We start from the raw sequence: 14806 nt of genomic DNA on the forward strand, positions 1-14806 counted from the left end.
GAATACGGGATGAAAATGGACAAACCCAAGATTCAGGAGCAGTTGCTCGAACCGGAAACGATTGCATTCCTGGAATCCAAAGTGGAGTACAAACACAAACTGATCGAGAACATTACATTGGATCAACAGGAAGCGAGTAAGGTTTCCTTTGAAAATGTTGTATTTAGACATGTGACAATCTCGGAGTCTGCCTTGGAACAATTTGAATTCACCGATGTCCGGTTCGAACACTGCGACTTCTCCAATGTCAATCTCTCTGGTGCCTTCATGCACCGGATCGAATGGCATAACTGCAAGTTTGTCGGAACTGATTTTTCTAATAGTCGATTGCAAAATGTCAGTTTCCTTCATGGTCTAGGCGACTACAGCAATTTCCGTTTTGCCCATCTGAAACAGGTCTCCTTCTCGGAAAGTACCTTGATTGGTGCGGACTTTGCCTATCTGGCACTGCAAAAAATGGAGTTCAGTCAATGTAACATCGACCAAGCTTCCTTAACGGGAACCAAAATGAAGGATTTGGATCTTAGCAATTGCGAATTTGACTCCTTGGTGTTGACCATGGAAGATCTCAACGGTTGTGTGATTTCACCACATCAAGCCGCCACATTTGTAGGATTAATGGGTTTGATTATCAAATAAATGGCATGCTCGCATATAAGGGGTTGCCAAGATAGTGGAAGTGTGTATAATTGTAGTCACATTAGAATAAAAACAGGTTTTCTAGGGTTCCGCGATGTATATGTCGGTCTGGTCCGAGAGAAAACCCGCAACCAGTTGGTTGTGCCACGGAGGGATAAAAGCCTGGGAGATGAACTGCTACATGCAGTTTGTTTCCCGGGCTTTTTTTGTTTTTACGCTAATGACCTTACGGGTTTTACAAAAAAATGTAGTAGAGAAGGAGTGTTACCAGAATGAATAAAACGTGGATGTCAGTTGTGATTGCTGCGTTGTTTGAAGTGGGTTGGGTCATTGGATTGAAACATGCCAGTGGTCTGCTGGAATGGGGGTTTACGTTGGTTGCAATTATTATTAGTTTCTCCTTGATGATTGCAGCTTCGCGGACACTGCCTGTGGGAACCGTATATGCAGTATTTGTTGGCCTGGGTACCGCTGGTACGGTGCTTGCAGAGATTGTTCTGTTTAATGCGACTGTTCAAACCGGAAAAATGGTACTCATTGGTGTGCTTTTACTCGGCGTAATTGGTCTTAAAATGCTGAGCAAAGAGAAGAATAAGGAGGTGCAGCTATAATGAACTGGGTATTTCTTATCTTGGCAGGTATATTTGAGATGATCGGAGTGCTGATGATAAACAAGTTGCACAAAGACCGTAATTTCATTTCACTGGTTCTATTGGTAGGCGGGTTTGGTTTAAGCTTCACGTTCCTGTCCATTGCAATGGAAACTCTTCCGATGGGGACAGCATATGCCGTATGGACGGGAATTGGAGCCTCCGGTGGTGCCATTCTGGGCATGGTGTTTTATGGAGAACCTCGAAATGCCCTAAGAATTCTGTTTATCGCTATGGTGCTCGGATCGGCAGTTGGTCTTAAATTGGTCAGTTAAACAAAGTGATTTTAAAAAGATAATGTACAAATTGCGTTTTTAATGGTATCCTTATACGTTACGTGTGAAATAAAAGATGCGTCTTATTGATAGATGTGCGTAAATGAAGGAGACAACATGACATTTAAGGACTTAAATATTATCCCCTCTATTATGGAAGGGTTAAGCAAAGCAAACTATACTAATCCTACCCCTATACAGGAACAGGCCATACCAGCTGTATTAGCTGGCAGAGATCTGCTGGGATGTGCACAGACAGGAACAGGCAAGACGGCAGCATTTTCAGTGCCGATCATTCAATTATTAAGCGAAAGATCCAAAGGGCAAGGATCAAAGTCCGCACGACATATTCGCTCATTAATTTTGACACCAACACGAGAACTGGCTATTCAGATCGCGGATAACATCAAGGTATATAGCCGGTATACGGACATTCGTTGTACGGCAATCGTTGGCGGCGTTTCGCAAAAAGTACAAGAGCGTGCGCTGAATCAAGGTGCAGATATTATTATCGCGACACCTGGCAGATTGAACGATCTGATTAACCAGAAACGTATTGATCTGAAGATGGTTGAGATTCTTGTTCTGGATGAAGCAGACCGGATGTTGGACATGGGCTTCATTCATGATGTGAAAAGAATTATTGCCAAAATGCCGAACAAAAAGCAGACGCTGTTCTTTTCAGCTACGATGCCTCCTGAAATCACCAAAATGGTTAAAACCCTGCTGGTTGATCCAGTCAAAGTAGAAATCACACCGGTATCTTCAACGGTAGACCGCATTGAGCAGTCTATTTATTTGCTGGAGAATGGCAAGAAGCAGCAGATGTTGAACCAAATTTTGGAGGATAAATCCATCGTCACGGCATTGGTGTTCACACGCACGAAGCGCGGCGCTGACCGGGTTACACGTGATTTGGCTAAAGTGAATGTTACGGCACAGGCTATTCACGGCAACAAGTCTCAGAACGAGAGACAACGTGCACTGAACAACTTCAAGAGTGGTGCAACACGTGTATTAGTTGCGACGGATATCGCGGCAAGAGGAATTGACGTGGAGGAACTGTCACATGTCATTAACTTTAACCTGCCTAACATTCCGGAAACGTATGTTCACCGTATTGGCCGTACAGGTCGAGCTGGCAAAAGCGGGATGGCCATCTCGTTCTGCGAGAAGGATGAACTTCCATTCCTGAAGGATATCGAGAAAGTAATCAAAAAGACGATTCCTGAAGTGAAAGGTCATCCGTATCCAATGACAGGTGTACCTGTGTTTGATAAAACCAGCAAAGCATCAGGCAGTAAACCTTCGTTCAACAAATCGGCTGCAGGCAAACCGGCGAAGTCCAAAGCTAACCCGGCACGCAAGCCCAAATCCGAATGGTTTGCCAAGAGTGGTAAATCAAACAGTAGTCGTTCAAACGACGGTAGACCCAATAGCAGTAGATCAAACAGCAGTAGCAGTAAATCAAACCATGGCTCATTCAGCCGCAGCAGCAAAACTAGGAATGATAGAGCCAATTAAGAGTTAAATAAATCCAGATAAAACCTTCTCCATCATATGGAGAGGGTTTTATTATGTGCTTTTATGTGCAACGAGCTTATTTACATACGAACTTACATTCGGTATCATTATATCGTCCACTGGTGAAAGGGAGGTAATGACTTGAAGGATACGATGATTGAATACAGTTTGAAGAAGAAAGGTGCGACCAAGGATTATCCATTTGGGCCTGATCCAGTCGCGATTAAGGTCGGAGGGAAAATATTCGCATTACTTTTCGAAGACAAAGAAGAAAATGGTCTATTGAACTTGAAATGTGATCCCATTATTGCAGAGAACCTGAGAGAGCAGCATGAAGCCGTTCGACCAGGATATCATATGAACAAAAAACACTGGAATACCATTACGCTGGATGGTTCCTTGTCAGATGAGGATGTCTATGTCATGATCGATCACTCTTATGATATGGTTGTCCAATCCCTTCCGAAAAGCGCTCGGGAATCTCTGGCCGAATAGTGAAGCATTTCTATTTGATTTAACACACATTAACTCATGCTACTCGTCGTTCATCAGGTCAGTGACCTGGAGTTTCTCATATGTCTCGGCTGATGTCTGTCTATTCGTCGCGTAGTCGATTTTATAGATACAAGAGTAGATGACGTTTAACACGTATTCAAAAGCAATTTGGGAAGAAAAAGATCCAATCTTGGCAAGCTTCACTTCATCATCGGGCACTCGGATACAGATCGTGCTGAGCTTTGCCAGTTCGCTCTGACTGGTTGCCGTAATGGTGATAAAAGGGATGTGTTCACGTTTAAAATGATGGGCCGCTGTAATATAACTCTGAGATTTTCCGTGATAGGTGAGGAAAATAGCACAGTCTCTTGTCGTCATATTGACGGTATGGTGCGCCCATTCAGACAGCTCGGTGGCAATGACTACATATTTGTTGATTTTGAACAGTTTATTTTGAAAACTTTTCGCCCGGATCTGTGAATCGCCCAATGCATAGATGAATATTCGATCAGCCTGATCCAGTAATTGCGCTGTATGTGACAGCAAGTCATCGTCCATATAGGCTACATTCTTTTCGATGGTCTCCTTCATTAATTCGGCAATTTCTTTTGCCACTTGAAGCGAAGACTCACCCAGACGGAACGGATAATTAGGGTCCACATTGGATATGTTCTGGGCGGAGTCCTGTTCAAATTCCTGGGCAAGTCGAATCATGAATTCTTTGAAGCCCGAGAGTTCAAGTTTGTGGATGAGTCGGTTAATTGCCGAATGAGAGGTATAGGTGACTTTTGCAAGTTCTTGCACATTGAAGTGAAGAATACGGTCCTTATGAGTCAGTATGTAGGAAGCGATGCTTTTTTCATTCGGTGTAAAGTTATGCATGTCGGTTAATTGAGTTAGTATTTTCAATAAGTTCACCCCAAATAAGTTGAATAACGTCGATTACGGGCATTCATTAAACATTTTGTTTACAGACAGACCTTTAGGCGTACCTAAAAATGGTCGATTATACCGTTATGGCTGCAAAGGCTTTATTCAGGGCTGTCTTCTTTTATAATAAATGAAAAACAGCCTTGGGGGGAATGATTATGTTAACCATCGGATACATTGGTAATGGCAAAAGCACGAATCGATACCACCTTCCGTTTTCATTGATTCGGGATCATCTGAACGTAAAGACCATATACGCACGCAATCTGGATAAAACCGAGTGGGATCGTATACCTGACGTAAACTATACGGATGATGTCTCCACGTTGATGAATGATGAGGAGATTCAATTGGTGGTGGTCTGCACACATACAGAGTCCCATTATTCGTACGCGAAAATGGCACTTGATCACGGAAAACATGTGCTTGTGGAGAAACCGTTCATGTTAACACAGGCCGAGGCCATATCCATCTTCCAATACGCCAAAGAGAAGAATCTGGTGATCCAATGTTATCAGAACAGACGTTATGATTCGGACTTCCTTACAACGAAGAAAGTAATTGAAACAGGCAAGCTGGGGGATCTGTTGGAAGTAGAGATGCACTACGATTACTATCGCCCAGAAATCCCAAACAACACCTCTCATTTTTCCAAATATCACAGCTATCTATACGGGCATGGGGTGCATACCATCGACCAGGTGTTGTCCTACTTTGGCAAGCCGGATACCATCCATTCCGATGTGCGTCAACTGCTTGGTGAGGGAAGAATGAACGATTACTTTGACCTGGACTTTTATTATTCCACCCTCAAGGTATCCGTCAAATCAAGCTTTTTCCGCTTGAAGCCCCGTCCAAGCTTTGTGGTATATGGCAAGAAGGGGATGTTTGTGAAACAAACGGAGGATCGTCAGGAGGAACATCTGAAATTGTTTTATCTGCCGAAGGGACATGCTGATTTTGGCGTGGATCTCCCACAGCACTATGGCGTCTTGACCTATCTGGATGATGAAGGAATCTATCATGAGGAAAAAGTGGTTTCGGAGATTGGCGACTACGCCCGAGTGTATGACGATATCTATCAAGCCATTGTACATGGCAAGGATAAGGTCATCAAAGATGAAGAAACGATTACCGCGATGGGGATTCTGGAACAAGGTATAGCAGCGTGCAAGTAAACAAATAAGCATTTGAGCTTACGAATATAGATCAGTTTCGAAGAAAAGGTAAGTAAAATGAGCGACAAAAAGCCACCTTCAGGTGGCTTTTATCATTCAATTTCAATTATTTCAATTTAGTTTTGGATATACCTGATTATAGAACCAACGGAGAACAGATCGAATGCATCTGGACTTGTGAGGTATTAAGTTAAATCCACAACCACTTTAACCGTTCCTTTGGCGTGAATGGCTGTATTAAAGGCTTCCTGGATATCATCCAGTTTATATACCTGTGTTACAAGGGTAGACAATTCATGATGGAAGTGGGTCAAATGTGCAACAACCTTACTGAAATCCTCGTGCGTGTATCCACTGGATCCTTTCACTTGCACTTCTTTGGACATCACCTGTTGCAGGCTGATAGGCACTTCAGTTTTGTATACGGCAATAATGGATATTCTGGCCTGGGGTTTGACAATCTTCATGATCTTCTCGAACAACACCGGAGCACCAGCCGCATCGATAAATACATCGACATTGGGCACCTCAACGCCGTATACGTTAACGGTGCCGTAGTGTGCAGCCAGTCCCTCTTTGAGGCTAGTAGTCGAGGTATTCACGGTCAGAGCACCTAGTCCAGCAGCTTTGGCGAGACGCCATTCATCAATATCGACAACACATACCTGTTTCATGCCTTCCGCAATCAGACTTGCAGCAGCCAGCAGGCCAATCGGACCAGCGCCCATGACGACAATCCGATCCTCAGGCTTCGGATCTGCACTGAAAGCCCCATGTCGTCCTACACTCATGGGTTCAATCAATGAGGCTACTTCTGCCGGAACACTTGGATCTATTACATATAAGTTATAATCAAGCTGAGCTTCTTCTACCAGAACGTACTGGGAGAATCCGGAGCATTCCAGCGATTTGCGTCGTCCGACTTTTTTGGCGGTAATGGGATTAATACCTACACGCATTCCAATGTGGATCTCCGAAGCAACGTCAGAGCCGATCTCAACAACTTCACCAACCATCTCATGTCCAAATTCAGAGCCCAGGCTGATGCCCATATCCCCTTGACCCACTTTAATAATATTAATATCGGTTCCGCAGATTCCACCGCGCAGATTTCGAACCAGAACATCGGTTGGACCAACAACCGGCATTGGTTTTTCTTCCACACGAATATCATTTTTACCATAATAAATAGCTGCTTTCATCTTGATTCACTCCTTATGACTGATTATCATTCACTGCTTGAGCGACTGAGTACGTTTATCATGATGCAGCGATGTTTCCGTGTTGTTTGAATATTGTTTATGAGATATTAATTTAAGAGATGGATAGATAGACGGTTTAAACAATTTTTTAACATCTGGACATTATAATGAGGACATGCAGCACGAGAGGATGATTAGATGATCAAAATACTTGTGGTAGAGGACGATATTAAACTGAATCGTATTATCTGTACATATCTAACCAATAACGGTTATCACGCTATCGGATGTTTTAATCCGCGAGAGGCGTATGATTTGATGTATAACGACATGTACGATCTTCTGATTTCCGATGTCATGATGCCAGAGATCGACGGATTTGAGTTTGCCGAGACGGTGAGACAGATTAATAAAACTATTCCCATTCTTTTTGTTACAGCACGTGACGATATTTCCTCGAAACAAAAGGGGTATCAGGCTGGGATCGATGATTATATGGTCAAACCCGTGGATCTGGACGAGCTTGTCCTGCGTGTAGGTGCGCTGTTGCGGCGGGCCAATATTGCCCATGAGAAGAAGCTGAGTGTAGGAAGTCTGTTGATGGATGCAAATGATATGACAACAACGGTGAATGGAGAAGAAATTTCCGTAACGGTGCGAGAATTCAATATCCTTTACAAACTGCTTTCCTATCCCAAACATACCTTTTCCCGTGCACAGCTGATGGACGAGTTCTGGGGCATAGACAGTCAGACCAGCCTGCGTGCAGTGGACGTCTACATTGTGAAACTTCGGGACAAGTTCTCCGTGTGTGAGGATTTTAAAATCGTAACGGTTCATGGACTTGGCTACAAGGCCGTATTGCAATGAGCAAGACACAGATCACGGACGTGCGAATTAAAAAGCCACTACTATCATGGAAAGAGTTTCTCGGTACGTATCTCTTGTTATCTACATTGACCGCAGGACAAGCTCTCATCTATAACGCCTATCTACCTGTGGACTATGTCCCTTGGCCCTATATTTTCGGTATCTCGGGATACTGGGTCATCGTCAGTCTTATTTTTTGCCTGGTGACGGCAAGGCAGAAGTATAATGCCTTCGATAAGCCGATGCGCAAGCTCAGTGAGGCTGCGAAGCAGGTAGCGGAAGGTGATTTTTCCGTGTATCTGGAACCGATTCACCGAGCGGATAAGCAGAACTACGTGGATGTGATGTTCGAGGATTTTAATAAAATGGTAGAAGAACTGAACAGTATTGAAACGTTGAAAAATGATTTCATCTCCAATGTATCTCACGAGATTAAGACCCCGTTATCGGTCATCCACGGGTATGCTATGGCGTTGCAACAGGATGATATACGTCCAGAGCTCCGAAAAGAGTACACAGAAACCATAATCTCTTCCACGAACAAACTCGCGACCCTCGTCGTTAATATCCTGAAGCTGAACAAATTGGAGAATCAGGAGATTATCCCTGTTGCCGAGCCTTATGATCTGTGCAGGCAGCTTGCTGAATGTGCTCTTTATTTTGAACAGACCTGGGAAGAAAAAGATATTGAATTCATGGTGGATATCGAAGATCGTGCGATCATTCATGCGGAAGAGAGTATGCTGGAGATCGTATGGCATAACCTCTTCTCCAATGCGCTCAAATTCACATCTCCCGGAGGAAAGATCACCCTCAAACAGACGTCGGATGAAGACACCATTACAGTCATGGTATCGGACACAGGCTGTGGCATGAATGAAGAAACGATGAAACATATCTTCGATAAATTCTTTCAAGGGGACCCCTCCCATCACGGAGAGGGAAATGGCCTTGGCCTCGCTCTTTCCTTGCGTGTCATCGAGTTGGTAGGGGGGGTTATTTCAGTGGAGAGCGAACCGCAGGAGGGCACAACCTTCACCGTTAAGCTAAAAGTGGGAGAGTAACATATAGCCTAGTTACGTGAGCTTAAATAGCTAAGCCTGAATTCGAAACCATCGAATTCAGGCTTTTATTCATATTTCGTAAACATTTCATAAGCAACTTATAAACATTTGGTCGGTACGATAGGAACATCCAATGAGGGATATCAGGAAAACAATTGAGGAGTGATGCCAAACATGAATGAGATGATCAGAACTGAACATAGCTTCGTCGGCTATGAATATAAAGACGTTATTGTGAAGCAGGATGCTGAATCATTGTATGCGGACGGATATGCCAACTTCGGCTGGATCCTGGAAGCTACTTCAACACCATTTCAAAACGTGGGTTCTGTCACGATGAAGTTTAAGCGGGATCGCAAGATTCGCAACAAAGCGGAGTTGACCCGCCTGCAAAGACAGTTCGAATCCTGTGTTACCGAGATAGCAACATTGGAACGATCCAAGATCATGGGAGCTTCTGCCGTTGCTTATATTATCGGAATTGTCGGCACAGCATGTATGGCTGGCTCGGTGTTTGCATATCAGGCTAACATGCTGCCTCTTACCATTACTCTGGCGATCCCTGGTTTCGCAGGCTGGATTATTCCGTATTTCAGCTATAGCGGGCTTCGCAAGAAAAAGTCCGACAAGGTCACGCCGTACATTGACAAGAAATATGACGAAATATACGAGGTATGTGAAAAGGCGAATGGTCTGCTCTCCAAGTAGTATGAATATCTTATGAAAATGAAGACATACTTGAAGTCCATGTGGGTCCGTTATCTTGGAAATAAGCAAGACCGGACGGCCATGATTAACGCTGCATCCCTTGTTATCAATGCTTTGATCGGAATAGGTAAGTTAATCCTGGGGATATATCTCCTTTCCGGATGGTTCGTCACGAATGCTGTATATTATCTGATTCTGTGTGTAGCCAAAGGGCAGGTGCTTCAACAATATAAAGTTGCCAAAAGGATGGAGTCTCCCCAAGAAAGATATGCATTGGAGCTTACGGTCTATAAGCGCGGAGGTCTTTTCCTTTGCTTTCTGGGTGTATCCTATTTGATAGTCTGCCTGCGAATGTATCTGATCGGCGATGCCTTTATCTATAGTGGCATCATTGTGTATATCGTAGCTACAGTCGCTTTTACCAAGCTGGCTTTTGCTGTGTACGGTACTTGGGCTAACCGTCATCTCCATAATCCGATCATATCTACATTGAAAATGATTAACTTCACCGATGCCATGGTGTCCATCGTTGTGACACAAGCGACACTGCTTACCATGCAATCCTCACCGCTTGCATTAAAAACCAGCAGCTTGTTTGGCATGGGGTGCAGCGCTTTATTTTGTCTGATGGGAGTCTGGATGATGTTCCACAAGAAAAAGGAGTCCAATATGGAGCAGGGGAGTGCAACACACGAACAGTGAGATGAAAGAGGGGGGGATTAGCGTGGAATGGTGTTATGTACTCCTGCTCAATATCATTTTGATTATGACCAAAATCATCGCAGAGCAGTTCACAAGTCGTTGAGGGGGAATTACCATGCAAGTCATGGACAACAGCTTTTTTAGAAACAACACTGCCAAAGTTAATAAAATTATCGCCACGATTCTATGGCTAACGCTGCTCGCTTTCTGCTTTTTCATCCGTAGTAAGCAGGTTGAACTTGCAGTTGTATTCTCGCTGTTTGTTGAGCTTTCCATTGCATCATTTTTGATGTATCGTAAGAAAAAAACGGTCATGATCATGGTTGTGCTGATGATCGCGATTCTGACTGCAACCACTCAATATATCCAATCTCCGGGAGCAGGCATGCTCATCGTGGTTGTGCTCTGCGTTATCTCACTTTATCTGAACCGTGTTCTCTTGTATGGATTCGGTGCAATGTATAATATTGCTTATATCGTGATTTATTACGCGGACCATCAGCAATACGATACGACCTTTTACATGACCATTGGGTTCATTGAACTGACCATTGTTGCTCTGTATTTTGTATGTAAACGAGGAAGGGACTTGATTCAGGTCGCCCTCGACAAAGAAGCAGAAGCCAGAGATCTTGTGAAGGCACTCAATAATATGGTGAAGGTGATTCGGGAGAACACATCTACGTTAAATACCGATATTGCCAGTTGTAATGATGATATCCGTAATCTGAAGCAGATGAGCGACACCGTAACATCGAACATTCAGGAAGTGACCGAGGGCATTCGTGATCAATCGGGCAGTATTACACATATCAGCGAAATGGTGAACACGGCAGATGCACAGATGGTGGAGATCAATCAGATGTCACATCACCTTGCCCAAATCTCGTCCGATAACGGACAAGTTGTTCGTCAAAGTTCGGATCGAATTGTGCAAATGGGCAAGCAGATGAACATGATTAACGGAGCGGTAACCGATTCGATGACGACAGTCCAGGAATTAAACCAAAGTATGGATGATGTGAATACCTTCCTGTCGGCCATTAACCAGATCGCCGATCAGACCCACCTCCTGGCATTGAATGCCAACATCGAAGCATCAAGAGCAGGGGAAGCTGGAGTTGGCTTTGCCGTCGTAGCTCATGAAGTCAAGAAGCTTGCACAGGAAAGCTCCGATACGGTCAAACAAATTAATGAGATCATTCACAATATCAAAAGAAAGACACAGCTCGTGGTGGAGAAGGCCGCCATAGGCAATGCTGCCGTAAAAGAAGGAGAAGCGATCACTGAACAGATACTTGAGAGTTTCGACCACATCAGGTCCACATTCGAACATGTTGATCAATACATAGCTAAGGAATTGGGCATGACGGATCAGATGAGCCTGATCTTTACTCAAGTACGAACGCAAGTGGATCATATTTCCGATATTTCGCAAGAACATGCAGTCGCAACGGAAGGTGTAGTGGCAACGACGCAAGAGCAGGAAAATAACATTGATGTTATCTACGAATTTATTGGCAGAATTAATCATTCAAGTCTGCGGTTGCAGGAACTCATTGGTAATCATAATAAGGAGTGATATCTATGGATCAACAACAACAGCTGGCAATGGTACAACGTATGCGTCAAAATGTCGTCGGCACAGATGCTGCTCTTCAACCCAGTTCCACGTATGCTGTCACAGTAAAAGAAGTCATGATTCCTACGACGAAAGGTGATACACGTGTACTTGTGTACACACCGGATAGGGATCATTTTGTACCTCTGCCGGTCTTCTTTAATATGCATGGGGGTGGTTTCATCTTGGGACAAGCGGAGATGGATGATCCATGGTGTCGTCTGATCGCTGATCGATCTGATTGTGTGGTCGTTAATATCGATTACAGTCTTGCACCAGAGCACAAGTTCCCAACGGCGGTCCATGAATGTTACGACGTTGTACAGTGGGTCCATGCTAACCCGCAATCCTTCTCGGTTAACCCGTCTCTATTCGCTATTGGGGGGCATAGTGCTGGTGGTAATCTTGCTGCAGCAGTATGTTTGTTAAACCAGCAACGTGGAAGCGAGCTGCCTATTGTTCTGCAAGTTATGGATTATGCCGTGTTGGATGTGGCTACAGATCCGGCCGAGAAACCGAGTTTTGAAGAAGCCATTCCAGCCGATATCGCCAGAACGTTCAATGCCATGTACCTTGATACGCCAGAAGATGCGCAAGACCCGTTGGCTTCACCTGTGCTCGCAACATCAGTAGAGGGTCTTCCAGAAGCATTGATTATTACCGCGGAGAAAGATTCACTGGCCCAAGAAGCAAGAACATATGCAGCAAACCTGGAAGCAAGCGGTGTGAAGGTGACACTTAAGGAGTACGAGGGAGCCGCTCATGGATTTACGCATTTTGGTGATCTCCAGATGGCTGAGGATGCCTGGTACCTGATGAGTGACAAGATCAGAGAAGCATTCTCCAAATAACGTGTATCAGAATGACGCTTAGAAGGAATATGGTTACCTTGAAGTCGCCTAATGGCGGCTTTTTTTCGTTCATTGGTGTAATTGCTTCAATGGCATGTTGAAACCAAGCTTCTGAGCTTGCGGATGTGTTAATAAACTGGATTAGGAGCCTTATTGAGATTATAACGATATCGTTAAGGGTAAGAGTTGTTAAATTAGAGGAAATAATGACCAATACCAGGAGGTTTATTATGAACCAATATAACAGTCCATCCGATATCGCGATTCTTGGCATGGGAACGGCTCTACCTGCTCACCCCGTAGCACAGTCAGATATTGCAGAACTAATCGCTTCTTCTCTTCAGGATCGGCCAGATTTGGCCCGTTTTGCCAGACGAATATTCAAGTCCTGTGGTGTTGAAACACGATATACCGTGGAACCTAGCTATCTGGGTTCACTGGAAGAATGCCGTTATCTGCCCTCTGGTGAGCGATCAGACGTCCCGACAACCGAAGAACGAATGAGTACATACAAGCGAGAGGCGCTTCCACTCGGCATTGAGGCGGCAGAGAAAGCCCTGGAGGATTCAGGCGTATCTCCAAAGAGCATCACACATATCATCACGGTCAGCTGCACCGGTCAATATCTGCCGGGTCTTGATGTTATGCTCATCCGTCATTTGGGTTTGTCTGCCCGAGTTAATCGACTGCCGCTGATCTTTCAGGGGTGTGCCGCAGGGTTGAAAGCCATTCAGATGGCACGAGATGTCGTGCAGGGAGCTCCCGGATCACAGGTCCTTGTGGTCTGTGTAGAGTTGTGCACCATTCATTTTCAGCCCGTAAAAGATCGGGAAGCGCTGTTTGCAGCTTCATTCTTCGGAGACGCTGCTTCTTCTTGTGTGGTGGGCACACCAGAACCTCAGCACAAGAATTATTTGAGTCTGGGAACGGGTTATTCTGTGCTTCTTCCGAATTCGACTGAAGATATGACCTGGGAGGTGGGGAATCTGGGGTATGACCTGTATCTATCGCCACGTATTCCGAAGCTGTTAGGTGTTCATCTGGAAGAGGAACTGCGTCTCTTATTGCAAAGTGAACAGCTGCCTGAACTGTGGGCCATTCATCCGGGAGGACGTGGGATTGTGGACTCCGTGCAGAATGTAATGAAGCTGCGAGACGAGCAAACGAAGTATAGCAGGGATGTCCTCAGAACGTATGGTAACTTATCTTCCAATACCATTCTGTTTGTACTGAATGCGATGCGTGAGGATATGAAGGCACAGCTTCAATCCTCCACAGATGGTGTAGCCATGGCATTTGGACCGGGACTCACCGCAGAGTTGATGAAATTCACTTATGTCCCCTCATTATCTTCAGTGATGGAGGAGCACGATCATGTCCTTTTTTAGAACATTGTCCATTCGAGCCAAGGAAGATGAATTGATGGATGACTTCTCTCTGGGAGGGGAGGAGTTGCGTGAAGCGCTTAGACATCTGAGACGTCTTAACAAAATATTTGCAGCACCTGGCCCAACTCTGGCTGGTGTAGAGAAGTTGTGGAACTCAGTCGGTAAGCCGAATAAGCTGACTCTGCTGGATGTGGGTGCAGGTTCAGGGGATGTGAACCAAAAACTACTGCAATGGGCAGATCGTCAGGGCGTTCAGCTGGAAATTACGCTGGTTGATCTGACGGAAGAAGCGTGTGAGGAAGCGAGACAACTATTCCGTGACGAACCAAGAGTCCGGGTACAACGTGCCGATCTTACACAACTGCCGGATGCTTCAGCCGATATCGTGACAGGTTCCCAGTTTGTACATCATTTTGACGGAGATCAACTGGTTGATATGGTTTCTCATATGTTGCGAGCATCCAGATACGGTGTCGTCATTAATGATATTCACCGCCATCCCGTTTCCTATAAGGCGGTCTGGATTACTACACGGATGATTTCGCGCAATCGGTACATTCGTCATGATGGGCCTCTTTCCGTAGCCAAAGGTTTTACAGGGAGGGATTGGAAGGAACTTAAACAACGTCTCAATCATGATACGATGACCTATGAATGGAAGCCATTATTCCGTTACTCTGTTGTTATTCCCACGAAAGGCAGGTGATCT

At 44.8% G+C, this 14806-nt stretch carries 16 protein-coding genes and 1 riboswitch; of the genes, 14 read left to right on the forward strand and 2 right to left on the reverse strand.

Features of this window, described 5'->3' with window-relative positions; all coding sequences use genetic code 11:
• Nucleotides 1-9 precede the first annotated feature (9 nt).
• From MHI12_RS14080 to MHI12_RS14100, 5 genes are all read left to right on the forward strand, one after another.
• Nucleotides 10-639, forward strand: coding sequence for a pentapeptide repeat-containing protein (locus tag MHI12_RS14080; RefSeq protein ID WP_405172724.1), 630 nt, complete (start codon nucleotides 10-12; stop codon nucleotides 637-639).
• A 70-nt stretch (nucleotides 640-709) separates the two neighbouring features.
• A riboswitch (guanidine-I (ykkC/yxkD leader) is annotated at nucleotides 710-810 on the forward strand.
• Nucleotides 811-911: 101 nt separating this feature from the next.
• On the forward strand, nucleotides 912-1250 hold the full coding sequence (locus MHI12_RS14085; protein ID WP_036608190.1) for a multidrug efflux SMR transporter: 339 nt from the start codon (nucleotides 912-914) through the stop codon (nucleotides 1248-1250).
• The gene (locus MHI12_RS14090) at nucleotides 1250-1564 is read left to right on the forward strand and encodes a DMT family transporter (RefSeq protein WP_405172725.1); all 315 of its coding nucleotides are present in this window, start codon (nucleotides 1250-1252) and stop codon (nucleotides 1562-1564) included. Before MHI12_RS14085 ends, MHI12_RS14090 begins: the two co-directional genes overlap by 1 nt.
• A 117-nt stretch (nucleotides 1565-1681) precedes the next feature.
• Nucleotides 1682-3088: a DEAD/DEAH box helicase gene (locus MHI12_RS14095; RefSeq protein ID WP_339184885.1), complete on the forward strand. Its 1407-nt coding sequence runs from the start codon at nucleotides 1682-1684 to the stop codon at nucleotides 3086-3088.
• A 141-nt stretch (nucleotides 3089-3229) separates the two neighbouring features.
• Nucleotides 3230-3583, forward strand: a complete 354-nt coding sequence (locus MHI12_RS14100) for an MmcQ/YjbR family DNA-binding protein (protein WP_405172726.1) — start codon at nucleotides 3230-3232, stop codon at nucleotides 3581-3583.
• A 39-nt stretch (nucleotides 3584-3622) separates the two neighbouring features.
• Here MHI12_RS14100 and MHI12_RS14105 read toward each other — a convergent pair whose 3' ends face one another.
• A complete protein-coding gene (locus tag MHI12_RS14105) occupies nucleotides 3623-4492 on the reverse strand; it encodes a MurR/RpiR family transcriptional regulator (protein ID WP_405172727.1) in 870 nt (289 codons plus the stop codon).
• 179 nt (nucleotides 4493-4671) lie between these two features.
• Between MHI12_RS14105 and MHI12_RS14110 the strand changes: the two genes are divergently transcribed.
• A complete protein-coding gene (locus MHI12_RS14110) occupies nucleotides 4672-5691 on the forward strand; it encodes a Gfo/Idh/MocA family oxidoreductase (RefSeq protein ID WP_405172728.1) in 1020 nt (339 codons plus the stop codon).
• Nucleotides 5692-5876: 185 nt separating this feature from the next.
• Here the strand turns inward: MHI12_RS14110 and MHI12_RS14115 are convergent, their stop codons facing one another.
• Nucleotides 5877-6893: a zinc-binding dehydrogenase gene (locus MHI12_RS14115; RefSeq protein ID WP_405172729.1), complete on the reverse strand. Its 1017-nt coding sequence runs from the start codon at nucleotides 6891-6893 to the stop codon at nucleotides 5877-5879.
• A gap of 198 nt (nucleotides 6894-7091) precedes the next feature.
• On the opposite strand from MHI12_RS14115, the gene MHI12_RS14120 reads away from it, so the two are divergent.
• The 8 genes from MHI12_RS14120 (at nucleotide 7092) to MHI12_RS14155 (ending at nucleotide 14803) form a co-directional block, all read left to right on the forward strand.
• Nucleotides 7092-7763 (forward strand): response regulator transcription factor, encoded by a 672-nt coding sequence (locus MHI12_RS14120; protein WP_338594556.1) that lies wholly within the window; start codon nucleotides 7092-7094, stop codon nucleotides 7761-7763.
• Nucleotides 7760-8827, forward strand: a complete 1068-nt coding sequence (locus MHI12_RS14125) for an ATP-binding protein (RefSeq protein WP_405172730.1) — start codon at nucleotides 7760-7762, stop codon at nucleotides 8825-8827. Before MHI12_RS14120 ends, MHI12_RS14125 begins: the two co-directional genes overlap by 4 nt.
• A 174-nt stretch (nucleotides 8828-9001) precedes the next feature.
• Complete coding sequence (locus MHI12_RS14130; protein WP_405172731.1) at nucleotides 9002-9535, forward strand: hypothetical protein; 534 nt, start codon at nucleotides 9002-9004, stop codon at nucleotides 9533-9535.
• Nucleotides 9536-9547: 12 nt separating this feature from the next.
• Nucleotides 9548-10237, forward strand: coding sequence for a hypothetical protein (locus MHI12_RS14135; protein ID WP_339784007.1), 690 nt, complete (start codon nucleotides 9548-9550; stop codon nucleotides 10235-10237).
• Between the two features lie 115 nt (nucleotides 10238-10352).
• Nucleotides 10353-11819, forward strand: coding sequence for a methyl-accepting chemotaxis protein (locus tag MHI12_RS14140; protein ID WP_405172732.1), 1467 nt, complete (start codon nucleotides 10353-10355; stop codon nucleotides 11817-11819).
• Between the two features lie 5 nt (nucleotides 11820-11824).
• The gene (locus tag MHI12_RS14145; protein WP_405172733.1) at nucleotides 11825-12709 is read left to right on the forward strand and encodes an alpha/beta hydrolase; all 885 of its coding nucleotides are present in this window, start codon (nucleotides 11825-11827) and stop codon (nucleotides 12707-12709) included.
• Between the two features lie 230 nt (nucleotides 12710-12939).
• Nucleotides 12940-14097: a type III polyketide synthase gene (locus MHI12_RS14150; protein WP_405172734.1), complete on the forward strand. Its 1158-nt coding sequence runs from the start codon at nucleotides 12940-12942 to the stop codon at nucleotides 14095-14097.
• Nucleotides 14084-14803, forward strand: a complete 720-nt coding sequence (locus MHI12_RS14155; protein ID WP_076211919.1) for a methyltransferase domain-containing protein — start codon at nucleotides 14084-14086, stop codon at nucleotides 14801-14803. The genes MHI12_RS14150 and MHI12_RS14155 overlap by 14 nt, the downstream gene beginning before the upstream one ends.
• Nucleotides 14804-14806 lie beyond the last annotated feature (3 nt).

The sequence above is a fragment of the Paenibacillus sp. FSL H8-0280 genome (assembly GCF_045040665.1).
In the GTDB taxonomy this organism is placed as follows: domain Bacteria; phylum Bacillota; class Bacilli; order Paenibacillales; family Paenibacillaceae; genus Paenibacillus; species Paenibacillus xylanexedens_A.

Bases quoted from the DNA above. Each gene is read 5' to 3' on its own strand.
- MHI12_RS14080 (WP_405172724.1), top strand. From the start codon at position 10: ATGAAAATGGACAAACCCAAGATTCAGGAGCAGTTGCTCGAACCGGAA.
- MHI12_RS14085 (WP_036608190.1), top strand. From the start codon at position 912: ATGAATAAAACGTGGATGTCAGTTGTGATTGCTGCGTTGTTTGAAGTG.
- MHI12_RS14090 (WP_405172725.1), top strand. From the start codon at position 1,250: ATGAACTGGGTATTTCTTATCTTGGCAGGTATATTTGAGATGATCGGA.
- MHI12_RS14095 (WP_339184885.1), top strand. From the start codon at position 1,682: ATGACATTTAAGGACTTAAATATTATCCCCTCTATTATGGAAGGGTTA.
- MHI12_RS14110 (WP_405172728.1), top strand. From the start codon at position 4,672: ATGTTAACCATCGGATACATTGGTAATGGCAAAAGCACGAATCGATAC.
- MHI12_RS14115 (WP_405172729.1), bottom strand. From the start codon at position 6,893: ATGAAAGCAGCTATTTATTATGGTAAAAATGATATTCGTGTGGAAGAA.
- MHI12_RS14120 (WP_338594556.1), top strand. From the start codon at position 7,092: ATGATCAAAATACTTGTGGTAGAGGACGATATTAAACTGAATCGTATT.
- MHI12_RS14125 (WP_405172730.1), top strand. From the start codon at position 7,760: ATGAGCAAGACACAGATCACGGACGTGCGAATTAAAAAGCCACTACTA.
- MHI12_RS14130 (WP_405172731.1), top strand. From the start codon at position 9,002: ATGAATGAGATGATCAGAACTGAACATAGCTTCGTCGGCTATGAATAT.
- MHI12_RS14135 (WP_339784007.1), top strand. From the start codon at position 9,548: ATGAAAATGAAGACATACTTGAAGTCCATGTGGGTCCGTTATCTTGGA.
- MHI12_RS14140 (WP_405172732.1), top strand. From the start codon at position 10,353: ATGCAAGTCATGGACAACAGCTTTTTTAGAAACAACACTGCCAAAGTT.
- MHI12_RS14145 (WP_405172733.1), top strand. From the start codon at position 11,825: ATGGATCAACAACAACAGCTGGCAATGGTACAACGTATGCGTCAAAAT.
- MHI12_RS14150 (WP_405172734.1), top strand. From the start codon at position 12,940: ATGAACCAATATAACAGTCCATCCGATATCGCGATTCTTGGCATGGGA.
- MHI12_RS14155 (WP_076211919.1), top strand. From the start codon at position 14,084: ATGTCCTTTTTTAGAACATTGTCCATTCGAGCCAAGGAAGATGAATTG.